Raw genomic sequence first — 20,088 nt, 5'->3', positions numbered from 1 at the left:
CCGACCAAAACGAAAAACCCCGGCCATGACCGGGGTTTTATTGTTTCTGGTCTTAACCAGAGATCAGTTGAACCGACCCGCCGCATGGGCAAGCATCGTGTAGACCTTGCCGGTATCGGAGGTGAGGTAGGACTGGGTGACTGTCCGGTCACGGTCCGTGCGGGCGACATCAGCGAGCAGCTTTTCGAAATCGGTGATGTAGCGGTCCACGGCGGTGCGGAATTCGGCCTCCCGCTCGTATTTGCGCTTGATCTCGTCAAACGTCGTCTGGCCCTTCAGCGTATAGAGGCGACGGGTGAAGACGTCACGTTCGCCGCGCTGGTACCGGCGCCACAGTTCCACCGACGCATCGTGGTCGATCGCGCGGGCGATGTCGACGGACAGCGAGTTCAGCGATTCCACCATGTGACGCGGATTGCGTGTATCGGCAGCACGGGTCGGCTGCTGATCGCCGCTTGCGCGGGGTGCGGAAGCGGCGGCCGATTCCTGCGAGGCACCGCGCAGAAGATCGCTGATCCAGCCACCGCCTTCTTCGCGGCGTGCGGCAGGCGCTGCAGCCGCCTGGGACGGGGCAGGCGCCTGACGGTTTTCGACCTGGCGGTTCTCAAGCGGCAGGGTGCCACGCAAGGCGGGTGCGGCTGCCGGCTGCGGCTGAGCCGGGCGTGGTGGCTGTGCCGGCGTGGCTGCTGCCGGCTGCGGACGCGCTTCGACACGGCGTTCAGCGGCAGGCTGGGTCGCTGCAATGGCGCGGGCGACGGGTTCGGAAACTTCCATCTGTTGGGTCGAGCGACCGACAAGCTGGGAAATATCCTGCAGGGCCTTGATCTGCTCGGAAACGGCGCGGCGCATCGCTGCGGCGCTTTCCTTGGCCTCTTCCGGCAGGTCGAACGCGCCGCGCTTCAGTTCGGCACGCGTCGCATCCAGCTCGCGGCGGATATCGTGGCTGGAGCGGCGGATTTCGTCCGTCGCGCCGGCAAAACGGCTGACAGCTTCCTCAACTGCCTGACGCAGCGTTTCCTTGAGGTTGGCGGCGGCGGCATTGGATTTTTCCGAGGCACTGCCGAGCAAGTTGTCGACTTCCGAAAGCGAGGATTCGACACCGCCACGCAGGCGGTTGACCAGCTCGTCGGAATATTTCTGCGCGTCGGAGAGCGTGCTCTCGATCGAACGGCTGGCATCCTGACCAGCGGCGAGGAGGGCACCCCGCATGGTCTGTGCTGCCGAGCGGGCGCGCTGTTCCGTCTCGTCGAGCGAACGGCCGATATCGGAGAAGGATGCCTGCAGATTGTCACGCAGGTTGCCGGCGACGTTCTGCGAACGCTCCTCGGCCTCGTTGAGCGTGGTTTCCACCACGCTGACGACGCCGCGCATGGCGGTTTCGATTTCCTCGGAACGCTTGACTAGTCCGACAGACAGGCTGCGAAGTGCATCCTGACGCTCTTCCAGCGTACCGACAAGGCTCGACTGCGCGGCATTGAGCAGTTCGGACGCCTGGCTCAGAACCTTCGAATGTTCCTCGAAACGTCCGACGATGCCGGCAACCTGCGCCAGTGTCTGGCCGGAAATATTCGACAGACGATCGATCTTTCCTTCCAGCAGACGGCTGGAGCTGGACACCATGTCGGCGGCCTGCGAGGCGGATTCGGAGAAGCGGGTGGCCGATGCGTTCAACGCTTCGTCGGCCGTGCCGAATTCCTGCGCGGCGCGCTCAACCGCAGAGTTGAAGTTGTTTGCCGACTTTTCGACGATTTCGGCCATGCTGTTATGGGTCTGCGACAGCATATCCGTGCTCTGGCGCGTGGCGGCGACAAGCTTGTTTGCCACATCGCTTCCCGTGCGGGTGTATTTGTCGATACCTTCTTCGACGGCGTCGGCCATGGCGGTATGCGTCTGCGACAGCATGTCCGTGCTCTGGCGGGTTGCCGCGACAAGCTTGCTTGCTGCCTCGCTTCCGGCATTGGCATAATCGCTGATCGCCTGTTCCACCATGCCGACCATGCCGCTGTTGCTCTGCGACAGAAGTTCGGCGCTCTGCTGGGCGGCGGAGACGATCTTTTCGGCGGCTTCGCGACCGATGGTGGCGTATTCGTCGACGACAGGCTTTGCCTTCTCTTCGATCAGGCGCGACAGTTCAGCAGAACGGCTGGCCAGCATCGAGTTGAGTTCACGGGTGCGGTTGTCCAGCGCCGAGCGGATGGATTCGCCGCGCGCATCGAGAGCGGATTCGACACCGGTCAGGGTCTCGGAAATGACGCCCACCTGCGAGCGCACGACCGCTTCGGCCTCGGCAACCTTGTTGACGATGATGTTGCCCGCCTCGGAAAAGGTTTGGGCGACGGCTGCCGCCTGGCCGGACAGGCGTGTCTGTGCATCCGAGATGCGGTTGACGATCTCGCCGGAGCGTTCTTCGATCGCCTTGGTGAAGGCGTCGTTCTGGGCCTGTACCTGTTCGGCGAATTTCGAGCCGGTTTTCGCAAGCAGGGCGGTGGAACGAACTGCTTCCTCGTCGATGCTCTGGGTGGCGGAAATGACCGCTCCACGCAGGCCGACCGCAAGCTCACTCGCCTTGCCTTCGATGGTGCGGTTGACGTTTTCGAGGCCGATCGTCAGCGCGCGGTCCATGGTGCCGAGGCGTTCATCGATGCGGGCCGAACCGGCATCGAAGGTTTCCGCCAGACGGCTGGTGCGGCTTTCGAACGTGTCGGCAACCCGTATCGTCTGCTCGTCCAGAATGCCGGTGATACGTTGAGCAGCATCGTCGCTGGTGCGGGCGAAGGCGGCTGTCTTGTCTTCCAGCGCGTCGGCAAAGCGACGTCCGGCATCCTCGATCGACGTGTTGACGTTGCCGAGATCGCTCGACACACGCTCCTGCAGCGCTCCGAGCGAAGTCTCGATGCGGGTGCCGGTCTCGTCGAGCCTGCCCGTGACGCTTCCGATCGAGGTTTCGATCCGCGATGAGAGAGCATCGGTCGCACCGCCGATTTCGCGGGCGGCCTCACCGATCTTGACGGCAATATCGCCGGCACTGTTGCGAAGACGCTGTTCCAGCGTGGCTGCACTGCCGTCTATGGCCTTCTGCAACGTCTCCTGCTGGGTTTCGAGCGAGAGTTCGAGCATGCTGGCGCTGGATGCAACGGTGGTGCCGATCATCATCGCCTGCTCGGAGAGCATGTCGCCCATCTGGGTCGTGGCTGAGCTCAACGTCGCGGCGATATCCGCCTGGCGCTGCTCGAGCGCGGTACGGATGTCTTCATGCGATTGCGAGAGGTTGTTTTCGAGGCGGGAGACGCCTTCTTCCACCGTCTGCGCAAAACGGCTGCTGCCGTCTTCCACGACGCTTTCGATGCGGCTGGCCGCGCCGAAGACGCTCTGCTCGATCAGGCCGCTATTGCGCTCAAGCGAGCCGGCAATGCGTTCGGCCTGCGAACCGAGCATGGTCTCCAGCCGCTCGTGGCCGCTGGCGAGTGCGTTTTCAAGCGTGAAAGCCGTCGATTCCAGTCGCTGGCCGACGCCTGCGGCCGCGAGCGACAGTGATGCGGTTCTGGCATCCATCGCCTCGGAGATACGCTCCTCAACGCCAGAAATCGTCATGTCGAGCGCCATGGTGCGGCTGTCGAGAGCGTCCGCGATGCGTTCTTCCGCACTGGAGACAATGCCGGAAAGGGTGGCAGTGCGGCTGTCCAGGGCATCGGCAATACGATCTTCGACCCCGGAAACCGCCGAGTGAAGCGCAGCAGTGCGTCCGTCGAGGATGTCGGCGATCTTTTCCTCGACACCGGAGAAGCTCAGGTCGAGCGCCATGGTGCGGCTGTCGAGCACGTCAGTGATCCGCTCTTCCGCGCCGGATACGACGTTTTTGAGCGAAGCCGTGCGGCTGTCGAGTGCGCTGGCAATGCGGCTCTCGGCACCGGCCACCAATTCGCCAAGGACGGCGGTGCGGGTATCGAGCGCTTCGGTAATTTTTTCCTCGGCGCCGGAAAACGCCATGTCAAATGCCATGGTGCGGCTGTCGAGTGCATCTGCAATGCGTTCTTCAACGCCGGAGACGACGGCGTTAAGCGCCGCCGTGCGGCCATCAAGCGTTTCTGCGATACGGCTCTCGGCACCGGCCACCAATTCGCCAAGGACGGCGGTGCGGGTATCGAGTGCTTCGGTAATTTTTTCCTCGGCACCGGAAAACGCCATGTCGAGTGCCATGGTGCGGCTGTCGAGTGCATCCGCAATGCGTTCTTCAGCCCCCGAAACGACGGCGTTGAGTGCTGCGGTGCGACCATCAAGCGTTTCCGCGATACGGCTCTCGGCACCGGCAACCACGTCGCCGAAGGTGGACGTGCGGCTGTCGAGTGCGCCCGCAATCCTCTCTTCGGCACTTGCCACAATGCCGGACAGAGCGGAGGTGCGGTTGTCGAGCGTTTCCGACAGCCTCTCCTCGACATTGGCGAAGGTCATGTCGAGCGACAGCGTGCGGCTGTCCATCGTGTCGGCGATGCGTTCCTCGACGCCGGAAATGGCGCTGGAAAGAGCGGCCGTGCGGCCATCCAGCGTCTCGGCAATACGGTTTTCCGCACCGGATACGACGTCGTGCAGGGCAGCCGTGCGGCTTTCCAGCGTATCGGAAATGCGGTCCTCGATGCCGGAAACGGCGCCGGTGATGGCGGCGGCGCGGGTTTCGAGCGTTTCCGAAAGACGGCGCTCGACATCGGCAACGACGCTGTTGATTGCGGCTGCACGCTCCTCAAGCATCGCGGCTAGACGTTCCGCCGTGCCGGAGACCGAGCCGGTAATTGCCAGCGAACGGCTGGCAAGCGCCTCGTCGAAACGGTCCTGGCTTGCCGAAAGCGCGCCAAACAGGGCATTGCTGCGCTCCGCCAGCACGCCGTCGATCTTCTCGTGCGAATTGGCGAAGGCATCGGTGATTTCAGCGGTGCGCTGGCCGATTGCGTCGCTGAACGCGCGGGTACGGGTCTCAAGCGCGCTTTCGAGCATTTCCTGGCCGGTGCCCAGTGCGGTTGCAAGTGCAAGCGACTGGTCGGTCATGGTGTTGCCGATGCGCTCAAGTCCGCTGGTCAGCATGGTGTCGAGGGCTTCGGAGCCGCCAGCAACGGTTTCGTTGATCCGGGCGAGGCTCTCCATCAGCTTGCTGTCGAGGCTGCCGGCGCGCTGGTCGAAGGCACTGGCGAAATCCGCCACATGTTCGTCGAAGGCGGAGTTGACCTGGCCGACCGTCGCCTGCAGGCGTTCTTCGTAGAGGCCGGAGCGAAGATCGAGATCCATGATCGCGTCATCAGCCGTGCTTTGCAGGCTCTGGCGGAAGGACAGGCCTTTTTCTTCAAGCGTCGTGGACAGCTTGTCGAGCACGTTATCCAGCGAACCGCCGATGATCTGCTGGCCGCGATCGATATTGCGGTTGAGTTCGAGCGTGCGGGTGGAAAGGGTCTCGTTGAGCTGGCGGGTGCGTTCCTCGAGTGCGCTGTTGAGGCTTTCCGCGCCGCTGTCCAGCGTCGAGGCGTGGATCGCGAAGCGTTCCAGCAGCACTTCGCCGCGCTCGTCCAGCGTCGAGGTGAGGTTGTGCAGACGCATGTCGAATTCGCTCGACAGCGTTGCGCCCGAGGAATTCAGTGCCTGAAGCAGGTTTTCGGTCTTGGCGGCAATCAGGCTGCCCATCGCCTCGGTCGAGGCGCGCGATTTTTCGAGCAGCGCGGCCGAGCGTGTGTCGATCATCGAGGCGAAGGCCTCACCTGTCGTGGAAAGCCGCATCGAAAGCTCTTCGCCGACGATGGAAAGCTCTTCCTTGATCTGTTCCTGCGCGCCGACGATGGAGGAGCGGATGCGCTCCGCATGGTTGACGATGGCGTCACGCTCGGCGCTCAGTTCCTGCACGAGGCTGCGCACGCGCAGTTCATTGTCTGCATAGCTGCGCTCAAGCGCGTTGACTTCAGAATGGACGAGCGTTTCGAGTTCCGTCGCGCGGGCAATGGTGCGCTCGATGCCATCGTTCATGGCCGAGACTTCTCGGCGAACCGCCTGGCCGACGGACATGATCCGGTCGGAGGCGACAGTTTCGGGTTCGGCAAGACGAAGGGCGACTTCTGCCATCGACCGGGCAGCGTTGCGCAGATCGCGGGCACGCGCCATCATGATCGCGAAGGCGAAGAACAGCATGATCGGAACGACGATGCCGACGACGATCGCCATCAGCCCAGGTATTGCGGCGAGATCGGCAACCGAGCCGATGTTCCAGAGTGCACTGCCGTAGATAAGATGCGCGATACCGAGGCCGCCGAGCGCCCAGATCACCGACATGATCGTCGCGTTTCTGAGCGCGCCGCCGATGGAGCCGCCTTCGAGCGATTTCAGGATCATGGCCGGGCTGCGCTTGGAGCCGTCGTTGGCAGCTTCCAGATTGGGGGATCTGGGCGCCTGTTCGGTAGGCGCGCGCGCGGCCTCGGGAGCAGGGGTCTGTCTGCTTGCTTCCTTCAATCTGGCCTCCGGCTGCTTTGGCGCTGTCGTCTTCCGCGATTCCGGCTTGTCTTCGAAAGCACCAAGCTGCAGGGCGTCTTCCAACGCCTGAAATGCAGTCTCGTCGACAGAGTCGCTGATCTTGTTATTCGCCATGCGGTTACGCCTCGTTACACATACGCCCGGCTTCATGCCGTTTGACCATCTGCGACCCGCAAATGGACTGCCGCCATCATGCCAGCGGAACATTATCCCGTTAAAGAGAACAATTCCGCCATTACCAATCCCGAATTGCTGGTGGTCCAGCTTTCGGGCGAAATTACATCACTGTGCCGGAATAACAAAGCTTGAGCATAAGCCTCGTCGGAACGGCAGTACCGTAGTGACACATTTAGGTGTTCGAAACAATTAATGCGGGTTTGCCGCAGCAGCGAAGTGTCGGCTTTTTAACAGTTTTTAAACCCGAGTTTCACGCTGAACGCCTTGTTTCGCATAAGTTTAACATAAATTAACCATAGCAGAAGATTTTCGCCCGCGTCACGCCGTAATTTAAGCTGATAGCACCGGCTTCAATGCGTAAATACGACACAGATGTGACACGAAACAGGAAACGGCGAGACAAAGGAATTTCAGATATGGCAGCCGTCAGTATTGCTTTCGAAGCTCCGGATAATTTTGGTGGTGCGCCGGCCGCCGCGACAAGACCAATCGATTTCGAACATCTCGCCCGCCAGACGATGGGCGACAAGGAACTTGAAATCGAGGTGCTGCAACTCTTCAGCCGTAACGCCCGTGCTGCCCTGCATGAAATGGCCGGCGCTGACGACAAGACCGTCAAGGCAACTGCCCATCGTCTGAAGGGGGCCGCGCAGGCGGTTGGTGCCTCCACCGTTTCCACGGCGGCGGCGGCAGTGGAGGACAAGGGCAACGATAGCGCGGCCGTAGCCAGACTTGCGGCAGCGATTGTCGAAGCGGAAAATTTCATCCTCAAGCTCTGCCGTTAAGGCGAACCCAGTCTGTTTTACAGGGCCGGTTGCACTTGGCGCCTGCGAGAAGCGGGTTGCCAAGGCCAACCGGCCTTTCTATGTGTTTGTTTAGAACAGTTCTTAGACACCATTTTGGATCTCCGGCATGACAAAACTGACCATTGTTGCCTTTGACGGCACGCCCCATGAACTCGACGTAAGCAACGGTTCCACCGTCATGGAGAATGCCGTGCGCAACTCCATACCCGGCATCGATGCGGAATGCGGCGGCGCCTGTGCCTGTGCGACCTGTCATGTCTATGTGGATGACGCATGGGCGGAACGCGTCGGCGGACCCGAGCCGATGGAAGAGGACATGCTGGACTTCGCCTTCGAAGTACGCCCGACCTCGCGTCTTTCCTGTCAGATCAAGATGAAGGACGAGCTTGACGGCCTTGTCGTTCACGTTCCCGAACGTCAGGGCTGACGGCAAGCCGAATTATACGCCACAGAAAAAGCCCCGCTCACCTGTTAGCGGGGAGCGGGGCGAGGCGGGTACGCAGCATGCAAGCGAGGGAGGAAACACCTGCGAGCCTCAAGTGCGCACCGGGAGAACCGGAGGTGGTTTCGAACGCCAGACCCCTGCGGATCACCACCGTTAAAAACCATGTGAACAAGCTACAATGAGTCTTGTCGACCGCACCATGACGAGAAGTCACGGGTGATATCGAACATGACGTAACGTCATGTTAGCGTTGCGTTTCGCGTCCAGGGGAGTATGGGCGGAAAGGCGGCTCAGCGCCGGTTCTGGCCCTGTTCGATCCGGTTCTTCAAAAGCCGGGTCATGCGCGCGTCGAAGTTTTTGGATTCCACGATATCGAACCTCAACTGATCCTTGTCGTGCTCGTCCATGACGGTCTGGGTGATCTTGCCGACCATTGCCTGTAGCGTTTCACAGTCTTTTTGCGGACGAAGCGCCGTCAGTTGCCTTTCGAGCGAGCGGGCATGGGTGCGGGCGATTTCCGCGTGCCGTTCCTCGTGGCGCTTGATATCTGCAAGCAACGTATCCCAGATGAAGGCCAGTTCCGCCGTGGTGCGGCGGCGGTTTTTCCATTGCGGCAGGAGAATACGGGTGTTCAGCAACACCTTGGTGCTTCCAACGCTGCACATGCCGTTTTTCTCGACATAGGTGAGTTCGCCGCCGAATTTGATCTCGGTGGCTCCGGGATGGCGTGCGCCGGTGTTGCGCGTCAGCGGGCCATGCTTGGAAAGCTGCTTGTCGAGGTCAGCGGCGGTTTTACCGCTGATCGAAAAATAGGAATAGGTCTTGCTGACGATGGTTTCGGAAAAGGCCGATCCGGGCATGGAAAGGGCTAATGCGCCAGCGAAAACGGCGCAAAGAGCACGTGAAGATATGGTCATAACCCGGCCTTCCGGTTGAACTTGAAAAACGTTTGCTGCATAGGCGGAGCGGAACTTATAAGAATTGGCATAACACTCCGTTATTCCCGAAAGGCGCGTGTTACGTGATAACAGCCGGCAGCAATGTGTGGCAAGCGGCCCATGGTCGCTCCCTGAAACTTGATGGACGTGGCCGTATTATGGCCATCGTCAATGCGACGCCCGATTCCTTTTCGGATGGCGGCCGTTATCTTGCCGTTGATGCGGCTTTTTCCCATGCTCTGACATGTGTTGAGGAGGGGGCGGATATCATTGATATCGGCGGCGAATCCACCCGCCCTGGCGCGGCCGAGGTGACCGAGGGTGAGGAACAGGATCGCGTGCTGCCGGTTATCGAACGGCTCCGTCGCGAGACTGATGTTCTGATTTCCGTCGACACCTACCGCGCATCCACAGCAAGGCTGGCGATCGAGGCGGGCGCCCATATCGTCAACGATGTTTTCGGCCTGCAGAAGGACGGGAACATGGCGGGCGTGGTTGCCGCCGCGCGCGCGGGCGTCTGCATCATGCATACCGGGCGCGACAGGCAGAAGCGCGCCGATGTTATCGAGGATCAGTTCGAATTCCTCAATCGTTCGCTTGAGATGGCGGAAGCTGCGGGAATCGCCCGCGACGCCATCGTGCTCGATCCCGGTTTCGGTTTTGCCAAGGACGAGCGTGAAAATGTCGAGCTGATGGCGCGCTTTGGCGAACTTGCCGCGTTTGACCTGCCTGTTCTGGCCGGGACGTCGCGCAAGCGGTTCATCGGGTCGCTGACGGGCAGGGATGCGGCCCACGAACGCGATATCGGAACAGCAGCGACGACAGTGATCCTCAGGCTGGCGGGTGCCGCGATTTTTCGCGTGCACAATGTCGCCGTAACACGCGATGCGCTGGCAATTGCCGACGCGGTTCTTGCCAAAGCGTCGGCAAGGCCCGATGCATAGATCAATAGATGCCGGAGTGCCGCATGCCTTAAAAGAGGCCGGCTATTCCGGTATAACCCCGCCATGGAGGCGATGCGATGAGCCGCTACACCATTATTCTGAAAAACTGTTCCTTTTTCGCCCGTCATGGCCTTCTCGAGCAGGAGGAGGTGCTGGGCCAGCGCTTTTTCGTCGATGCCGAGATGGAGGTTGAAGCGGGTAATGCGCTCGAAACCGACGATATCGAAAATACCGTCGATTATGGCGTCGCCTTCGCCGTTATCGAAAAGATCGTCGTCGGCCAGCGCCGTTACCTGATAGAGGCTCTCGCGAACGATATCGCCAAGGCCCTGCGCGCGCGTTATCCGCAGATTGTCTGGCTGCGTATCACGGTTCGCAAGCCCTCTGCGCCGGTTCCCGGCATTCTCGACTATGCGCAGGTGAGTGTTGAACACCGTGCCTGACAGGATGACAGTTGCCGCACTAGGCCTTGGCGGGAATATCGGTGATCCTGCCGCTGCAATGGCCAGAGCCTTGCGCGAACTGGATGCGCACGACGATTGCCGGGTGCTGTCTGTCTCCGGGCTTTATCGCACGCCGCCCTGGGGTAAGACGGACCAGGCGGATTTTTTCAATTGCTGTGCGCTGGTCGAAACCTCGCTTTCAGCACCCGCGCTGCTGCAATTGTGCCTCGATATCGAAAAGGGCATGAAACGGGTCAGAACGGAGCGCTGGGGGCCACGCACCATCGATATCGACGTGCTGACCTTTGGTAATGATGTTGTCGTTACGGAAAGCATTGAAGTGCCGCATCCGCGCATGACGGAGCGTGCCTTCGTGCTGATGCCGCTAGCCGATATCGCACCCGATCTCGATGTCCGGGGCAAGCCCGTGCGAGAATGGCTGCGGCAGGCGGATAAAACCGGCATCATCAGCGCAAACGAAAAACGGGAGTGGTGGACACTCCCGCTTGGCGATGGCTGAAAAGGTCGCGGGTTTTACGGCTTGATCGAACCGACGGCGATCTGGTCGATGTCGCGCGCGAGTGTGACGCCGATAACCGGGATCATCTGGTCGGCGACCTTGACGGAAATGGTGATGTTCATCGAATTGTCGTTCGAGACGCGGGCGACCATGGCACCGTTGAGCTTGGCGCGATTGATGCCTACAACGACCTTGTCACCGCTGACCTGCCCGGAAATGATGTCCAGTCCCTTGCCTTCGGCGCCGTCGAGGAACTTGCCCTCGTAAGAGCCGCCCTTCTGGCTGATGACCGCGGACATGGGCTGGCTGAAGACGCCGACGCGGCAGGTGCCGGCGAGCTTGATGCCCGTCTGCTTGTCGTCGAGTGGCTCGCCCGTCAGGTCGCAGGTGAACTTGGTACCCTTGTACTTGCCGGCGACGATTTCGCCCGGACCTTTCCAGCTTCCGGCAACGGAACGGAAAAACACGTCGTCGCGATCGCGCGATGCGGCATGGACGTCAGACAGGCCGAAGCTGCCGCTGACGGACAATATGGCGGCAAGTCCGCCCACAAGCGAAAAGAAGCGCGAATACATGATACTTTCCCCGGCGAAGAAGCCTGTTCGATAAGCGGCAATCTACCGGCGGAATGGTTAATGCTTGGTTTATTTCGGCTTTATTTACAGCTTCGTCCGTAACCTTTTGAGCCGTACAAGTCCGGCTGATCAGGCTTTTTGACCGGTTTTTCCGCCACCTAGATCGGGCGTGAGGTCAGACATGAAATCACCTATGCCGGGTCGCTTTACCGCCTTGAAGGGTAGCGGGCGGCACAGATCCATCGCCGCAATGCCGATTCGCGCCGTCATCAGACCGTTGATGACGCCTTCACCCAGGCGTGCGGAGAGTTTTGAGGCAAGCCCGTGACCGAGAACCTGCTGGGCAAGCCCATCACCGACGGCGATCGAACCTGTGACCGCGAGATGAGCGACGACGTCACGCAAAAGCCTGAGCATGCCGAGCGTGCCCGGCCGGCCGCCGTAAAGTTCCGCCATGGCGCGCACCAGCCTTGTCACCTCGAACAGCACATAGGCGAGATCGACCACGGCGCGTGGGCTGACGGCGGTAACGACGGAGACGCGTTTGGAGGAGTTGAGGATCAGCGCGCGAGCCTGCCGGTCGAGCGGCACCAGCAATTCGCGTTCGGCAAGCTCGATCAGATGCGGCCCGTCGATCACGTCGTTTTCGGTGTCCTTGAGTGCGGCGCGCCCCTTGGCCGTTTCCGCGCGGTGGGAGAGAACTGCATTGAGGCGGGTAACGATGGCGCGGGCGGGTTTCGGGCTCTTGTCGAGGCTGGCCGTCTCCGCATCGGCTTTCAGCGATTGAACGGCGTTGAGCCTCATGATGCCGAACACTTCTCGTCCGACCAGAACGAGGACGGCAAAAAGCGCAACAAGGAGCGCAATGCTCGCCGTGTAACCCAGCCAGTCGGAGCGGGAAAAGAGATTGCGGATAAGCTGATCCGCCCAGAGCCCGAAGGCCAGCGAGAACAGCACGCCGAGTGCACCAAGCGCGAGCTTGCCGAAGGAGAAGCGGCTTTTCTTCGGCACGGCCACCGGCAATGCGGCGGCATCCGTCTCTTCAGGTGCTAAAAATGGATCATCCTCATCGGGCGTCAGGGAAATCTCGGTGTCGAAGCTGCGCGGTGCGCGTTTTTGCGCGACGGTTGCGCTTGCCGTTTCTTCGGTTTCGAGCGTGAACGCCGCCGGGCGGCGTGCCTGCGGATCGTTTGGTGTGGGAGCCTTCATGCGAGCTTGTCTCCAAACAGGAACTGCATGGCGCGGTCGAGCCTTATGTGGGGAACGGAAAGCCGGATGCCGCCGCTGCCCGGTTCATCGATATTGGGCGGGCGGAAACGCACGACATTGACGTCCGGCAACGTCGCCTTGTCGCCATCCCTGTCGATGCTGCGGAAAAGCGGCTCCGGGTCTTCGGGCAGGTCGCCGGGAAAGATCGCCGTTTTACGGTTGCCGTCAAATATCTCGCCGTTGATGGTTTCACCCGCCATCGGCGTGCCGACGATTACCGGAAGCTCGTGACCGTCCTGTCTCACGCTTGCTTCCCGCGTAGCGCGCACGGAAGCCAGTGCCATGACCTCGATGCCGGCACCATTCATGCCGATGGTAGTGATGGCGCGGTCCACCAGACGGCGGGTTAGCCGTTCCAGCCGGTCGTGGCTTTCATGATGCAGGTGGTCGGCCTTGGTAGCGGCAATCAAAACCTTGTCGATGCGCCGGCCCAGCAGCGACGATAGCAGACTGTTGGTGCCAGGGCGGAAACAGGCGAGAACATCGCCCAGCGCCCGTTCCAGATCCTGCACCGCCTCGGGGCCGCGATTGACCGCCTGAAGAGTGTCGATCAGCACGATCTGCCGGTCGAGGCGGGCGAAATGTTCGCGGAAGAAGGGTTTCACAACGATTGCCTTGTAGGCGTCGTAGCGCCGCTCCATCATGGCGCGCAGCGACCCCTTTGGTGCCTTGTCGTCTGTCAGGCCCGGCAGGGGCGCAAAGGTCAGCGCCGGTGATCCTTCGAGATCCCCCGGCATCAGCAGACGGCCCGGCGGCAAGGTGGAGAGCGACCGCTCGTCGGATTTGCAGGCTTTCAGATAGGCTGCGAAGCTTTCCGCGAGGCGTCGCGCCGTCATCTCGTCGGCGGGCGCATTGATGTCGAGCGAGGAGGCTATTGCCAACCATTCCTGCGCGAGTTCGGCGCGGATGCCATTTTGCGCCAGCGCGACGGTGCTGTCGCTGAAGCTCTTGTAGTCCTGCGAAAGCAGCGGCAGGTCGAGCAGCCATTCGCCGGGATAATCGACGATATCGATGGACAGCTTGCCCGCGGAAAACCAACGGCCCCAACCGCTGGCGCTCTGGTAGTCGAGCGTGATCCGCAGTTCAGAGATTGCCCGTGTCGAGTCCGGCCAGAGCCTGTCGCGTACCAGAGCTTGAATATGGTCCTCATACTGAAACCGGGGAATGGCATCGTCCGGTTGCGGCTCCAGACGCACATTCGAGACGCGCCCGGAACGCATGGCCTCAAACAGCGGCAGACGACCGCCATTCAGAAGATTGTGGACGAGCGAGGAGATGAAAACCGTCTTGCCCGCCCGCGAAAGACCAGTGACGCCAAGCCGCAATGTCGGATTTGTAAGGGTGCTCGCACGGTCGGCCAGATTGTCGAATGCAATGAGCGCACTGTCTGTCAGGGACGTAAGAGAAGGCGGCAATGGCAGTTTCCCAGCTATTTTTCACGGTCACAGCTGCAATATAGGAAGGGGCGGTTGCCCAAAAAAGAAGCGCGCCAATGGATTTTCAACGGGTCCGGCTTCGGCAACGCATTGGTCGCACGCTGCTGCTGCTATTTTCCGGGCGACAGAAAATCGACCAGTCGCCAGCGATTTTTACCGTTCCCGCCACTGTCGTCGTGATCGAGAACCGCAAGACCCGATGTCGGAAAACCGGAGGGCAGGGCGGCATGCAGCAGGTCCTCGCCTATCATCGCCTCCAGCGTCGCCTCCATTGTGGGGTTGTGCCCGACCAGCATCACGGACTGTGCGTCCGTTTGCGCGGCGATGAGAGAAAGATAGGTTTCGCTGCGCGCATTGTACATTTCGTCGATATAGACGATGTCGATGCCCTCGTTGAAGGCCCGCTGCCAGGCCTGCGTGGTCTGCCGGCAGCGCGTGGCCGTGGAGGACAAGAGCACGTCCGGGCGGTAGCGCCGGTCGGCGGCAAGGTCGGCGATGATCTCCGCCTCGGCAAAACCGGCCTCGTTCAATCCCCGGTCGAAATCGCGTTCTCCCGGTGCCGCCCAGGCGGCCTTGGCGTGGCGCAAAAGATACACTCGGCTCGGAGAAGATGCTGTCAAGGGCGGGGACCGACGTTCGAATGGGAGGCAATGGAGGAATGCTACAGGATAGGGTTGCATGACCGCAAGTCCTCTTTCCTGTTGGTAAGTCGCGTTTAAGTGATTTAAGAAGAGATCGCTTGAATACGAATAAAGGATAAAAATTAGTCATTTAGATGATTTTTGTGTCAGTTTTAAAAATGCCTGAAAACTGATCTGTAGACTTGAATCAGCCTATATCATTGGAGTATACACCGCCGCATTGAGATGTTCTTCGAGGAGAATCGCGTTGAGTGAGAAGATCGATCTTAGCAAATATGTGCTCTCGGAAGACGACGAGTTCATGAATGCAAACCAGCGTGCCTACTTCCGCGCGAAGCTGGTGGCCTGGAGAAACGACATCCTGAGAGAAGCGCGCGAGACCCTCGGACATCTCGCCGAAGAAAGCGCCAACCATCCCGACCTAGCCGATCGGGCATCTTCGGAAACTGACCGGGCGATCGAACTTCGCGCCCGTGACCGCCAGCGCAAGTTGATCTCCAAGATCGACTCTGCCCTTCAGCGGATTGATGACGGCACTTACGGTTACTGTGAAGAAACGGGTGAGCCTATTGGCCTCAAGCGCCTCGACGCACGACCGATAGCGACCCTGTCCATCGAGGCGCAGGAACGTCACGAGCGTCGTGAAAAAGTCTACCGCGACGAATAAGGCGCAGCGTTGCTCCGGGCGCTTCGGCGAGCCGGCCAATGAACAAAACCAAAATGACAAAGGGCACGGATTTGTTTCCGCGCCCTTTTTTTGTTTTGAATGTCTGTCTGCCGACAGATGTGAACCTGTCAGCGGTCGCGGGTAACGGAAAGTTCGCCGAAAATACGCGCCATTTCCTTCTGCATGTCGCCATCCGGCGTTGCACCGGTAACAGGCGGCGAGACGGGTTCGGTTTTTGGCTTTTCCGCAGCAGCGGCGACTGCCTGTTCGCTATCCGCATCCTTGCTCTTGGCGATCTCCGCCTCAAGAAAGCTTTCGAAATCGCTGGCAAGGTCATCGGAAAATTTCGGCTCGGCGTTAGCGGAGACGACGGGCGGATTTTCGGGCTTTGGCGCAAAGGGCGCAGGCGCATCTTGCCCCGGTTTCAGCCCGGGTAGAACGCGCTCGCGCGCGGCATCCAGAAAATCTGCGGCATTCGTTTGGTCGATGACCGGTTCGCGCGCGGCAAAAACCGGCGGGGCAACGACCGTCGGCCGTTCTTCAGGAGCCGTTGCCTGGACAGGCGGTGCGGGCGGCGCCGAGGGTAGAGGAGCCGGCGCGAAGGGATCAGGGCGACGCTGTTCCGGTCGCTCGGCGGGCATGTCGAGCGATGCGGCGGCGAGAGGCAGAACAGCGGCGGCCGGTGCCGCAATGACCGATGCCGGTGGTGGCGCAGGACGGGTAGTATCCCTTTCCGGGGCGACAGGTCTTATCGGTGCAACGGGCTCGCGTGCCGTCATGGGCGTGGATACCGGTTGCGGCGGCGTAGACGGACGTGGTGGCAGCGATGCGGCCGGTGCAGGGGTGGGTGCTGGACGAGCAGCCGGGGCGGGCGGGTCCGGCCGCTGCGGCTGCTTTACGGGCTCTTCCGGCAAGGAGGCTGGAGATGCCGCTGCGATTGGCTGCTGTGGCAAAGCTGGGCGGCTTTCGCGAGGGGTCGGCGGTTCAGCCCTTTTAGGTTCGCTGTCCTGACGCGGCAGCGCCTTGAGTTCCGCTTCCTGCGGTTCGCGCACTTCCCTGACGATTGGGATCGCGCCGATACCACTCTCGATGACGATATCGGTTGGACCGCCGATCATGACAAGATGCTCGACATTGTCGCGGCGCACCAGCACCAGACGGCGCCGGGCGTCCACCGCCGTCGCATCGAGAACCTGCAAGCGCGGCTGCCGGTTGCGACCGCCACGGATGAACGGGGCCGCCCCGCCGCGCCTGCGCAGTATCCAGAGAACAATTGCCAGAACAAGCAGGGCGAGACCGACACCGACGACGGCGACGATGAGATTGTTTCCATAGGTGCCGATAAAATCTTCCATCATGGAGATCATCCCTTCAGATTTTTTCGTGCAATTAATATTGCCGTGGTTCTTATAATGTGAACGTCAAGCAGGAAAAGACGATTTTTTTAAGCGTGATACAAGGTTTATTCATTTCGTCCCCAGGATCGCTTCATAAGGATCGTCTCATCAGCCGGCCGGGCGCCACCAAAGCGCCATATCTTTCCCTTCAATGCCGGGGAGCAATGAAGGTTGCAATTCTCTCTTCGAAGGAGCGATTGTAAATGCTTGCGAAATTGCTGGTTGACGGGTTTCCGGTAAGAGTTTTCATTTTTGTTGTTTTATTTGGATTGCCGGGATTTGTTTTTCCCGCTCAGGCCGAGACGGCGGATGACAAGGCGTCCGAAAATCCTGCGAACATGATCGAGTTCGTAAGAGACAATCCATCCTGTATCGATTTCACGGATGGATGCTCGGTTTGCACGGTAGCGGATGGCAATATCGTCTGCTCCGCGCCGCGCATTCAATGCCAGGTTAAAGCGCTGACCTGCAGTCGCAAAATAGGCTTCTGAGGCATTTGCGCCTCTTTAGGGCCGTTTCTCTGTGCGATTTTAAGCCTTTGTGGTGCAGCGGAGCTTTTTGACGGTCAAGCGAGTTGCTACAAGAAATTCTACTGCCCGATTCCGTTGAGGAAATAGGGCTGACCGAATGACGACCTGCAGGACTGCGAGGCCAAGATGACACGGGTGCGCGAGACAAGCGACAACGACCTTCCGCTGGTGGACAGGCGTGCCCGTTCCGGCACGGTTCTGCGGATTCTCCTGCTGGCGCTGGTGCTCATCGCCGCCGCCGCTGCTTTCGTCTATTTCAAGGATTCGCTGGAAAACGAAATCGTGCTCGGCATTCTCGGCGTGCTGGCGATGATGGGTATCTTTTTTCTGGTGTCGTCGATCATCGGTTTCATCGAGGTCATGCCGCAGTCGCAATCGGACGGGCTGGCCCGCCGTTTCCTGTCGGCACACCCAGACGGCACACTGATTACCGATGCCAAGGGGCATATGGTCTACGCCAACGCCACCTATTGCCGGATGAGCGGCACCACGAAGGCGAGCGATATCCAGAGCCTGGAGACGCTGCTCTCGCGCAGCCGGGAATCGACCGAAGCGCTCTATCGCCTCATCAATGTTTTGCGGGAGGGGCGTGACGGTTACGAGGAGTTCCGTCTGCTCAAGCCGCTCGGGGAGGCCACTTCCGGCGGGCCGCACTGGTACCGGCTGAAAGGTCGGGTGCTGAAGGATGCGGGAGGCGAGGCGCTGCACGTCTTCCAGATCGCCGACATCACGCCTGAGCGGGAAGATCAGGAACGCTTCTTCCGCGAATTGCAGAACGCCATCGACTATCTCGACCATGCGCCGGCCGGTTTCTTTTCCGCAGGTCGCAAGGGTGAGATCGTTTATCTGAACGCCACCCTGTCCGAATGGCTCGGCATCGATCTCGCGCAATTTTCGCCCGGTTCGATGACTGTGTCGGACATAGTCGCCGGCGAGGGTATGGCGCTGATCGAATCCGTCCATCCGCAGGGTTCAGCCAAGCGCACCGAGATTCTCGATCTCGACATGCGCCGGGTCAACGGCCAGAGCATGCCGGCCCGCCTCGTGCATCAGGTTACCTCGAAGGACGGCGCGCCCGGCGAAAGCCGGACAATTGTTCTGATGCGTCCGAAAGGGCAGGAGGATACGGAATCCTCGTCCGCCATGCGCTTCACGCGTTTCTTCAACAATACGCCGATGGCCATTGCCTCGCTCGACGGCGAAGGCCGCATTCTTCGTATCAACGCGCCATTCCTCAAGCTGTTCTCCGGCGTCGTCGGGCGTGACGATATTGATCGCGGCGTTGCCCTCGAAGCCATCATCCACGACAATGAGAAACCCAGGCTTGAGCAGGCGCTGGCCGAGGCGAAGGACCGGCAGGGCGATATCGCCCCGTTCGATTCCCGCCATCCGAGCGACGAGGGCCGCCATTTCCGTTTCTACGTCAATGCCGTCATCGATCAGGACGACGAGGCGCCCGAAGAGGTGGCAATCGTTTATGCGATCGAGGTGACGGAGCAGAAGGCGCTCGAAACCCAGATGGCGCAGACGCAGAAGATGAACGCCGTCGGCACGCTGGCAGGCGGCATCGCCCACGATTTCAACAATGTGCTGACTGCGATCCTGTTGTCATCAGACCATCTGCTGTTGCAGGCCCGGCCCGCAGACCCGAGCTTCGCCGACCTGATGGAGATCAAGCGCAACGCCAACCGCGCGGCGGTGCTGGTGCGACAGCTTCTCGCTTTCTCGCGCAAACAGACGATGCGCCCGGCGATCCTCAACCTGACCGACGTTATCGGCGACCTGCGCATGCTGGTAGACCGGTTGATTTCCGGCACCAATGTCAAGTTGGAAGTGGATTACGGCCGCGATCTCTGGCCGGTGAAGACCGACCTGTCGCAATTTGAGCAGGTGCTGATCAATCTTTGCGTCAACGCGCGCGATGCCATGCCCGATGGCGGCAAGATCACCATCCGCACCCGCAATGTGGATGCGGATGAAGCCGCAGCGCTCGGTCGGCCGGAAGTCCCGGCGGAAGACATGGTCATGGTGGAAGTCGCCGATAACGGAACCGGCATTCCGCCGGAGATTATGGACAAAATCTTCGAGCCGTTCTTCACCACCAAGGATGTCGGCAAGGGCACCGGTCTCGGCCTGTCGATGGTCTATGGCATCGTCAAGCAGTCCGGCGGTTACATCTATCCCGAATCGGAAGTGGGCAAAGGCACTGCGTTCCGCATCTATTTGCCGCGCCACGTGGTGGAAGTGGTGCACGTTCCGGGCCAGCAGCCCGGTGAAGCGGCACTCGCCCCTGTGGCTCTGCCCGAACCGGTGAAGGAAGAGCCGCTGGATCTCACCGGCAACTCCGCCGTCGTGCTTCTGGTGGAGGACGAGGAAGCAGTGCGGCGCGGCGGCAAACGCATGCTGGAAACCCGTGGTTACACCGTTCATGAGGCGGGTTCGGGTGTCGAGGCGCTGGAGGTGATGGAAGAGCTGGAAGGCAAGGTCGATATCGTCGTGTCGGACGTCGTCATGCCGGAGATGGACGGTCCTTCACTCCTGAGGGAATTGCGCAAATCCTATCCCGATCTTAAATTCATCTTCGTTTCTGGTTATGCCGAGGACGCGTTTGCGAAAAACCTTCCGGCGGATGCCAAGTTCGGCTTCCTGCCAAAACCCTTCTCGCTGAAACAGCTGGCGATCGCCGTTCGCGAAATGCTCGACAACAAGGAATGACGGTGGATGGCGCGGGCGTGAGATTAGGTCCGCTGTTGCTCGCGATTCCCTTGCAGGCGCTTGGCGTCAAGGCTGAAACCACGT

General features: G+C 60.5%; 15 protein-coding genes. 8 read left to right on the top strand and 7 right to left on the bottom strand.

Annotation, left to right across the window (positions count from 1 at the left end; all coding sequences use genetic code 11):
- Positions 1–63: 63 nt before the first annotated feature.
- On the bottom strand, positions 64–6,615 hold the full coding sequence (locus J5276_RS08050) for a hypothetical protein (RefSeq protein WP_174011336.1): 6,552 nt from the start codon (positions 6,613–6,615) through the stop codon (positions 64–66).
- Positions 6,616–7,094: 479 nt separating this feature from the next.
- On the opposite strand from J5276_RS08050, the gene J5276_RS08045 reads away from it, so the two are divergent.
- Positions 7,095–7,463, top strand: coding sequence for an Hpt domain-containing protein (locus J5276_RS08045; RefSeq protein WP_003512780.1), 369 nt, complete (start codon positions 7,095–7,097; stop codon positions 7,461–7,463).
- Between the two features lie 127 nt (positions 7,464–7,590).
- On the top strand, positions 7,591–7,911 hold the full coding sequence (locus J5276_RS08040) for a 2Fe-2S iron-sulfur cluster-binding protein (RefSeq protein WP_003512782.1): 321 nt from the start codon (positions 7,591–7,593) through the stop codon (positions 7,909–7,911).
- A gap of 308 nt (positions 7,912–8,219) precedes the next feature.
- On the opposite strand, the gene J5276_RS08035 is transcribed toward J5276_RS08040, so the two are convergent.
- Positions 8,220–8,846: a DUF922 domain-containing Zn-dependent protease gene (locus J5276_RS08035; RefSeq protein ID WP_003512784.1), complete on the bottom strand. Its 627-nt coding sequence runs from the start codon at positions 8,844–8,846 to the stop codon at positions 8,220–8,222.
- Between the two features lie 179 nt (positions 8,847–9,025).
- On the opposite strand from J5276_RS08035, the gene folP reads away from it, so the two are divergent.
- The 3 genes from folP to folK all read left to right on the top strand — a co-directional run bounded on the left by folP (position 9,026) and on the right by folK (position 10,774).
- Complete coding sequence (gene folP / locus J5276_RS08030) at positions 9,026–9,811, top strand: dihydropteroate synthase (protein ID WP_081308532.1); 786 nt, start codon at positions 9,026–9,028, stop codon at positions 9,809–9,811.
- Between the two features lie 77 nt (positions 9,812–9,888).
- Positions 9,889–10,254, top strand: a complete 366-nt coding sequence (folB, locus tag J5276_RS08025) for a dihydroneopterin aldolase (protein ID WP_013636000.1) — start codon at positions 9,889–9,891, stop codon at positions 10,252–10,254.
- A gap of 4 nt (positions 10,255–10,258) precedes the next feature.
- Positions 10,259–10,774: a 2-amino-4-hydroxy-6-hydroxymethyldihydropteridine diphosphokinase gene (folK, locus tag J5276_RS08020; protein ID WP_111795824.1), complete on the top strand. Its 516-nt coding sequence runs from the start codon at positions 10,259–10,261 to the stop codon at positions 10,772–10,774.
- Positions 10,775–10,788: 14 nt separating this feature from the next.
- Here the strand turns inward: folK and J5276_RS08015 are convergent, their stop codons facing one another.
- The 4 genes from J5276_RS08015 to J5276_RS08000 all read right to left on the bottom strand — a co-directional run bounded on the left by J5276_RS08015 (position 10,789) and on the right by J5276_RS08000 (position 14,674).
- Positions 10,789–11,349, bottom strand: a complete 561-nt coding sequence (locus tag J5276_RS08015) for a hypothetical protein (RefSeq protein WP_003512790.1) — start codon at positions 11,347–11,349, stop codon at positions 10,789–10,791.
- 129 nt (positions 11,350–11,478) lie between these two features.
- Positions 11,479–12,558 carry a YcjF family protein gene (locus tag J5276_RS08010; RefSeq protein WP_038490816.1) on the bottom strand — a complete coding sequence of 360 codons (1,080 nt, stop codon included), beginning with the start codon at positions 12,556–12,558 and terminating at the stop codon, positions 11,479–11,481.
- Positions 12,555–14,033, bottom strand: a complete 1,479-nt coding sequence (locus J5276_RS08005; protein ID WP_019565517.1) for a YcjX family protein — start codon at positions 14,031–14,033, stop codon at positions 12,555–12,557. The genes J5276_RS08010 and J5276_RS08005 overlap by 4 nt, the downstream gene beginning before the upstream one ends.
- 131 nt (positions 14,034–14,164) lie before the next feature.
- Positions 14,165–14,674 (bottom strand): histidine phosphatase family protein, encoded by a 510-nt coding sequence (locus J5276_RS08000; RefSeq protein WP_111789448.1) that lies wholly within the window; start codon positions 14,672–14,674, stop codon positions 14,165–14,167.
- Between the two features lie 268 nt (positions 14,675–14,942).
- On the opposite strand from J5276_RS08000, the gene dksA reads away from it, so the two are divergent.
- Positions 14,943–15,362 (top strand): RNA polymerase-binding protein DksA, encoded by a 420-nt coding sequence (dksA, locus tag J5276_RS07995; RefSeq protein ID WP_003512796.1) that lies wholly within the window; start codon positions 14,943–14,945, stop codon positions 15,360–15,362.
- 128 nt (positions 15,363–15,490) lie between these two features.
- Here dksA and J5276_RS07990 read toward each other — a convergent pair whose 3' ends face one another.
- Positions 15,491–16,729, bottom strand: coding sequence for a flagellar biosynthetic protein FliO (locus tag J5276_RS07990; protein WP_162632850.1), 1,239 nt, complete (start codon positions 16,727–16,729; stop codon positions 15,491–15,493).
- A gap of 233 nt (positions 16,730–16,962) precedes the next feature.
- On the opposite strand from J5276_RS07990, the gene J5276_RS07985 reads away from it, so the two are divergent.
- Positions 16,963–17,250, top strand: coding sequence for a hypothetical protein (locus tag J5276_RS07985; protein ID WP_065688257.1), 288 nt, complete (start codon positions 16,963–16,965; stop codon positions 17,248–17,250).
- A gap of 165 nt (positions 17,251–17,415) precedes the next feature.
- Positions 17,416–20,004, top strand: coding sequence for a cell cycle histidine kinase CckA (gene cckA / locus J5276_RS07980; protein WP_003512808.1), 2,589 nt, complete (start codon positions 17,416–17,418; stop codon positions 20,002–20,004).
- Positions 20,005–20,088 lie beyond the last annotated feature (84 nt).

The sequence above is a fragment of the Agrobacterium sp. S7/73 genome (assembly GCF_019355535.1).
In the GTDB taxonomy this organism is placed as follows: domain Bacteria; phylum Pseudomonadota; class Alphaproteobacteria; order Rhizobiales; family Rhizobiaceae; genus Agrobacterium; species Agrobacterium tumefaciens.
The sequence above is the reverse complement of the archived record's forward strand: the minus strand, read 5'-3'. Positions and strand labels throughout refer to the sequence as shown.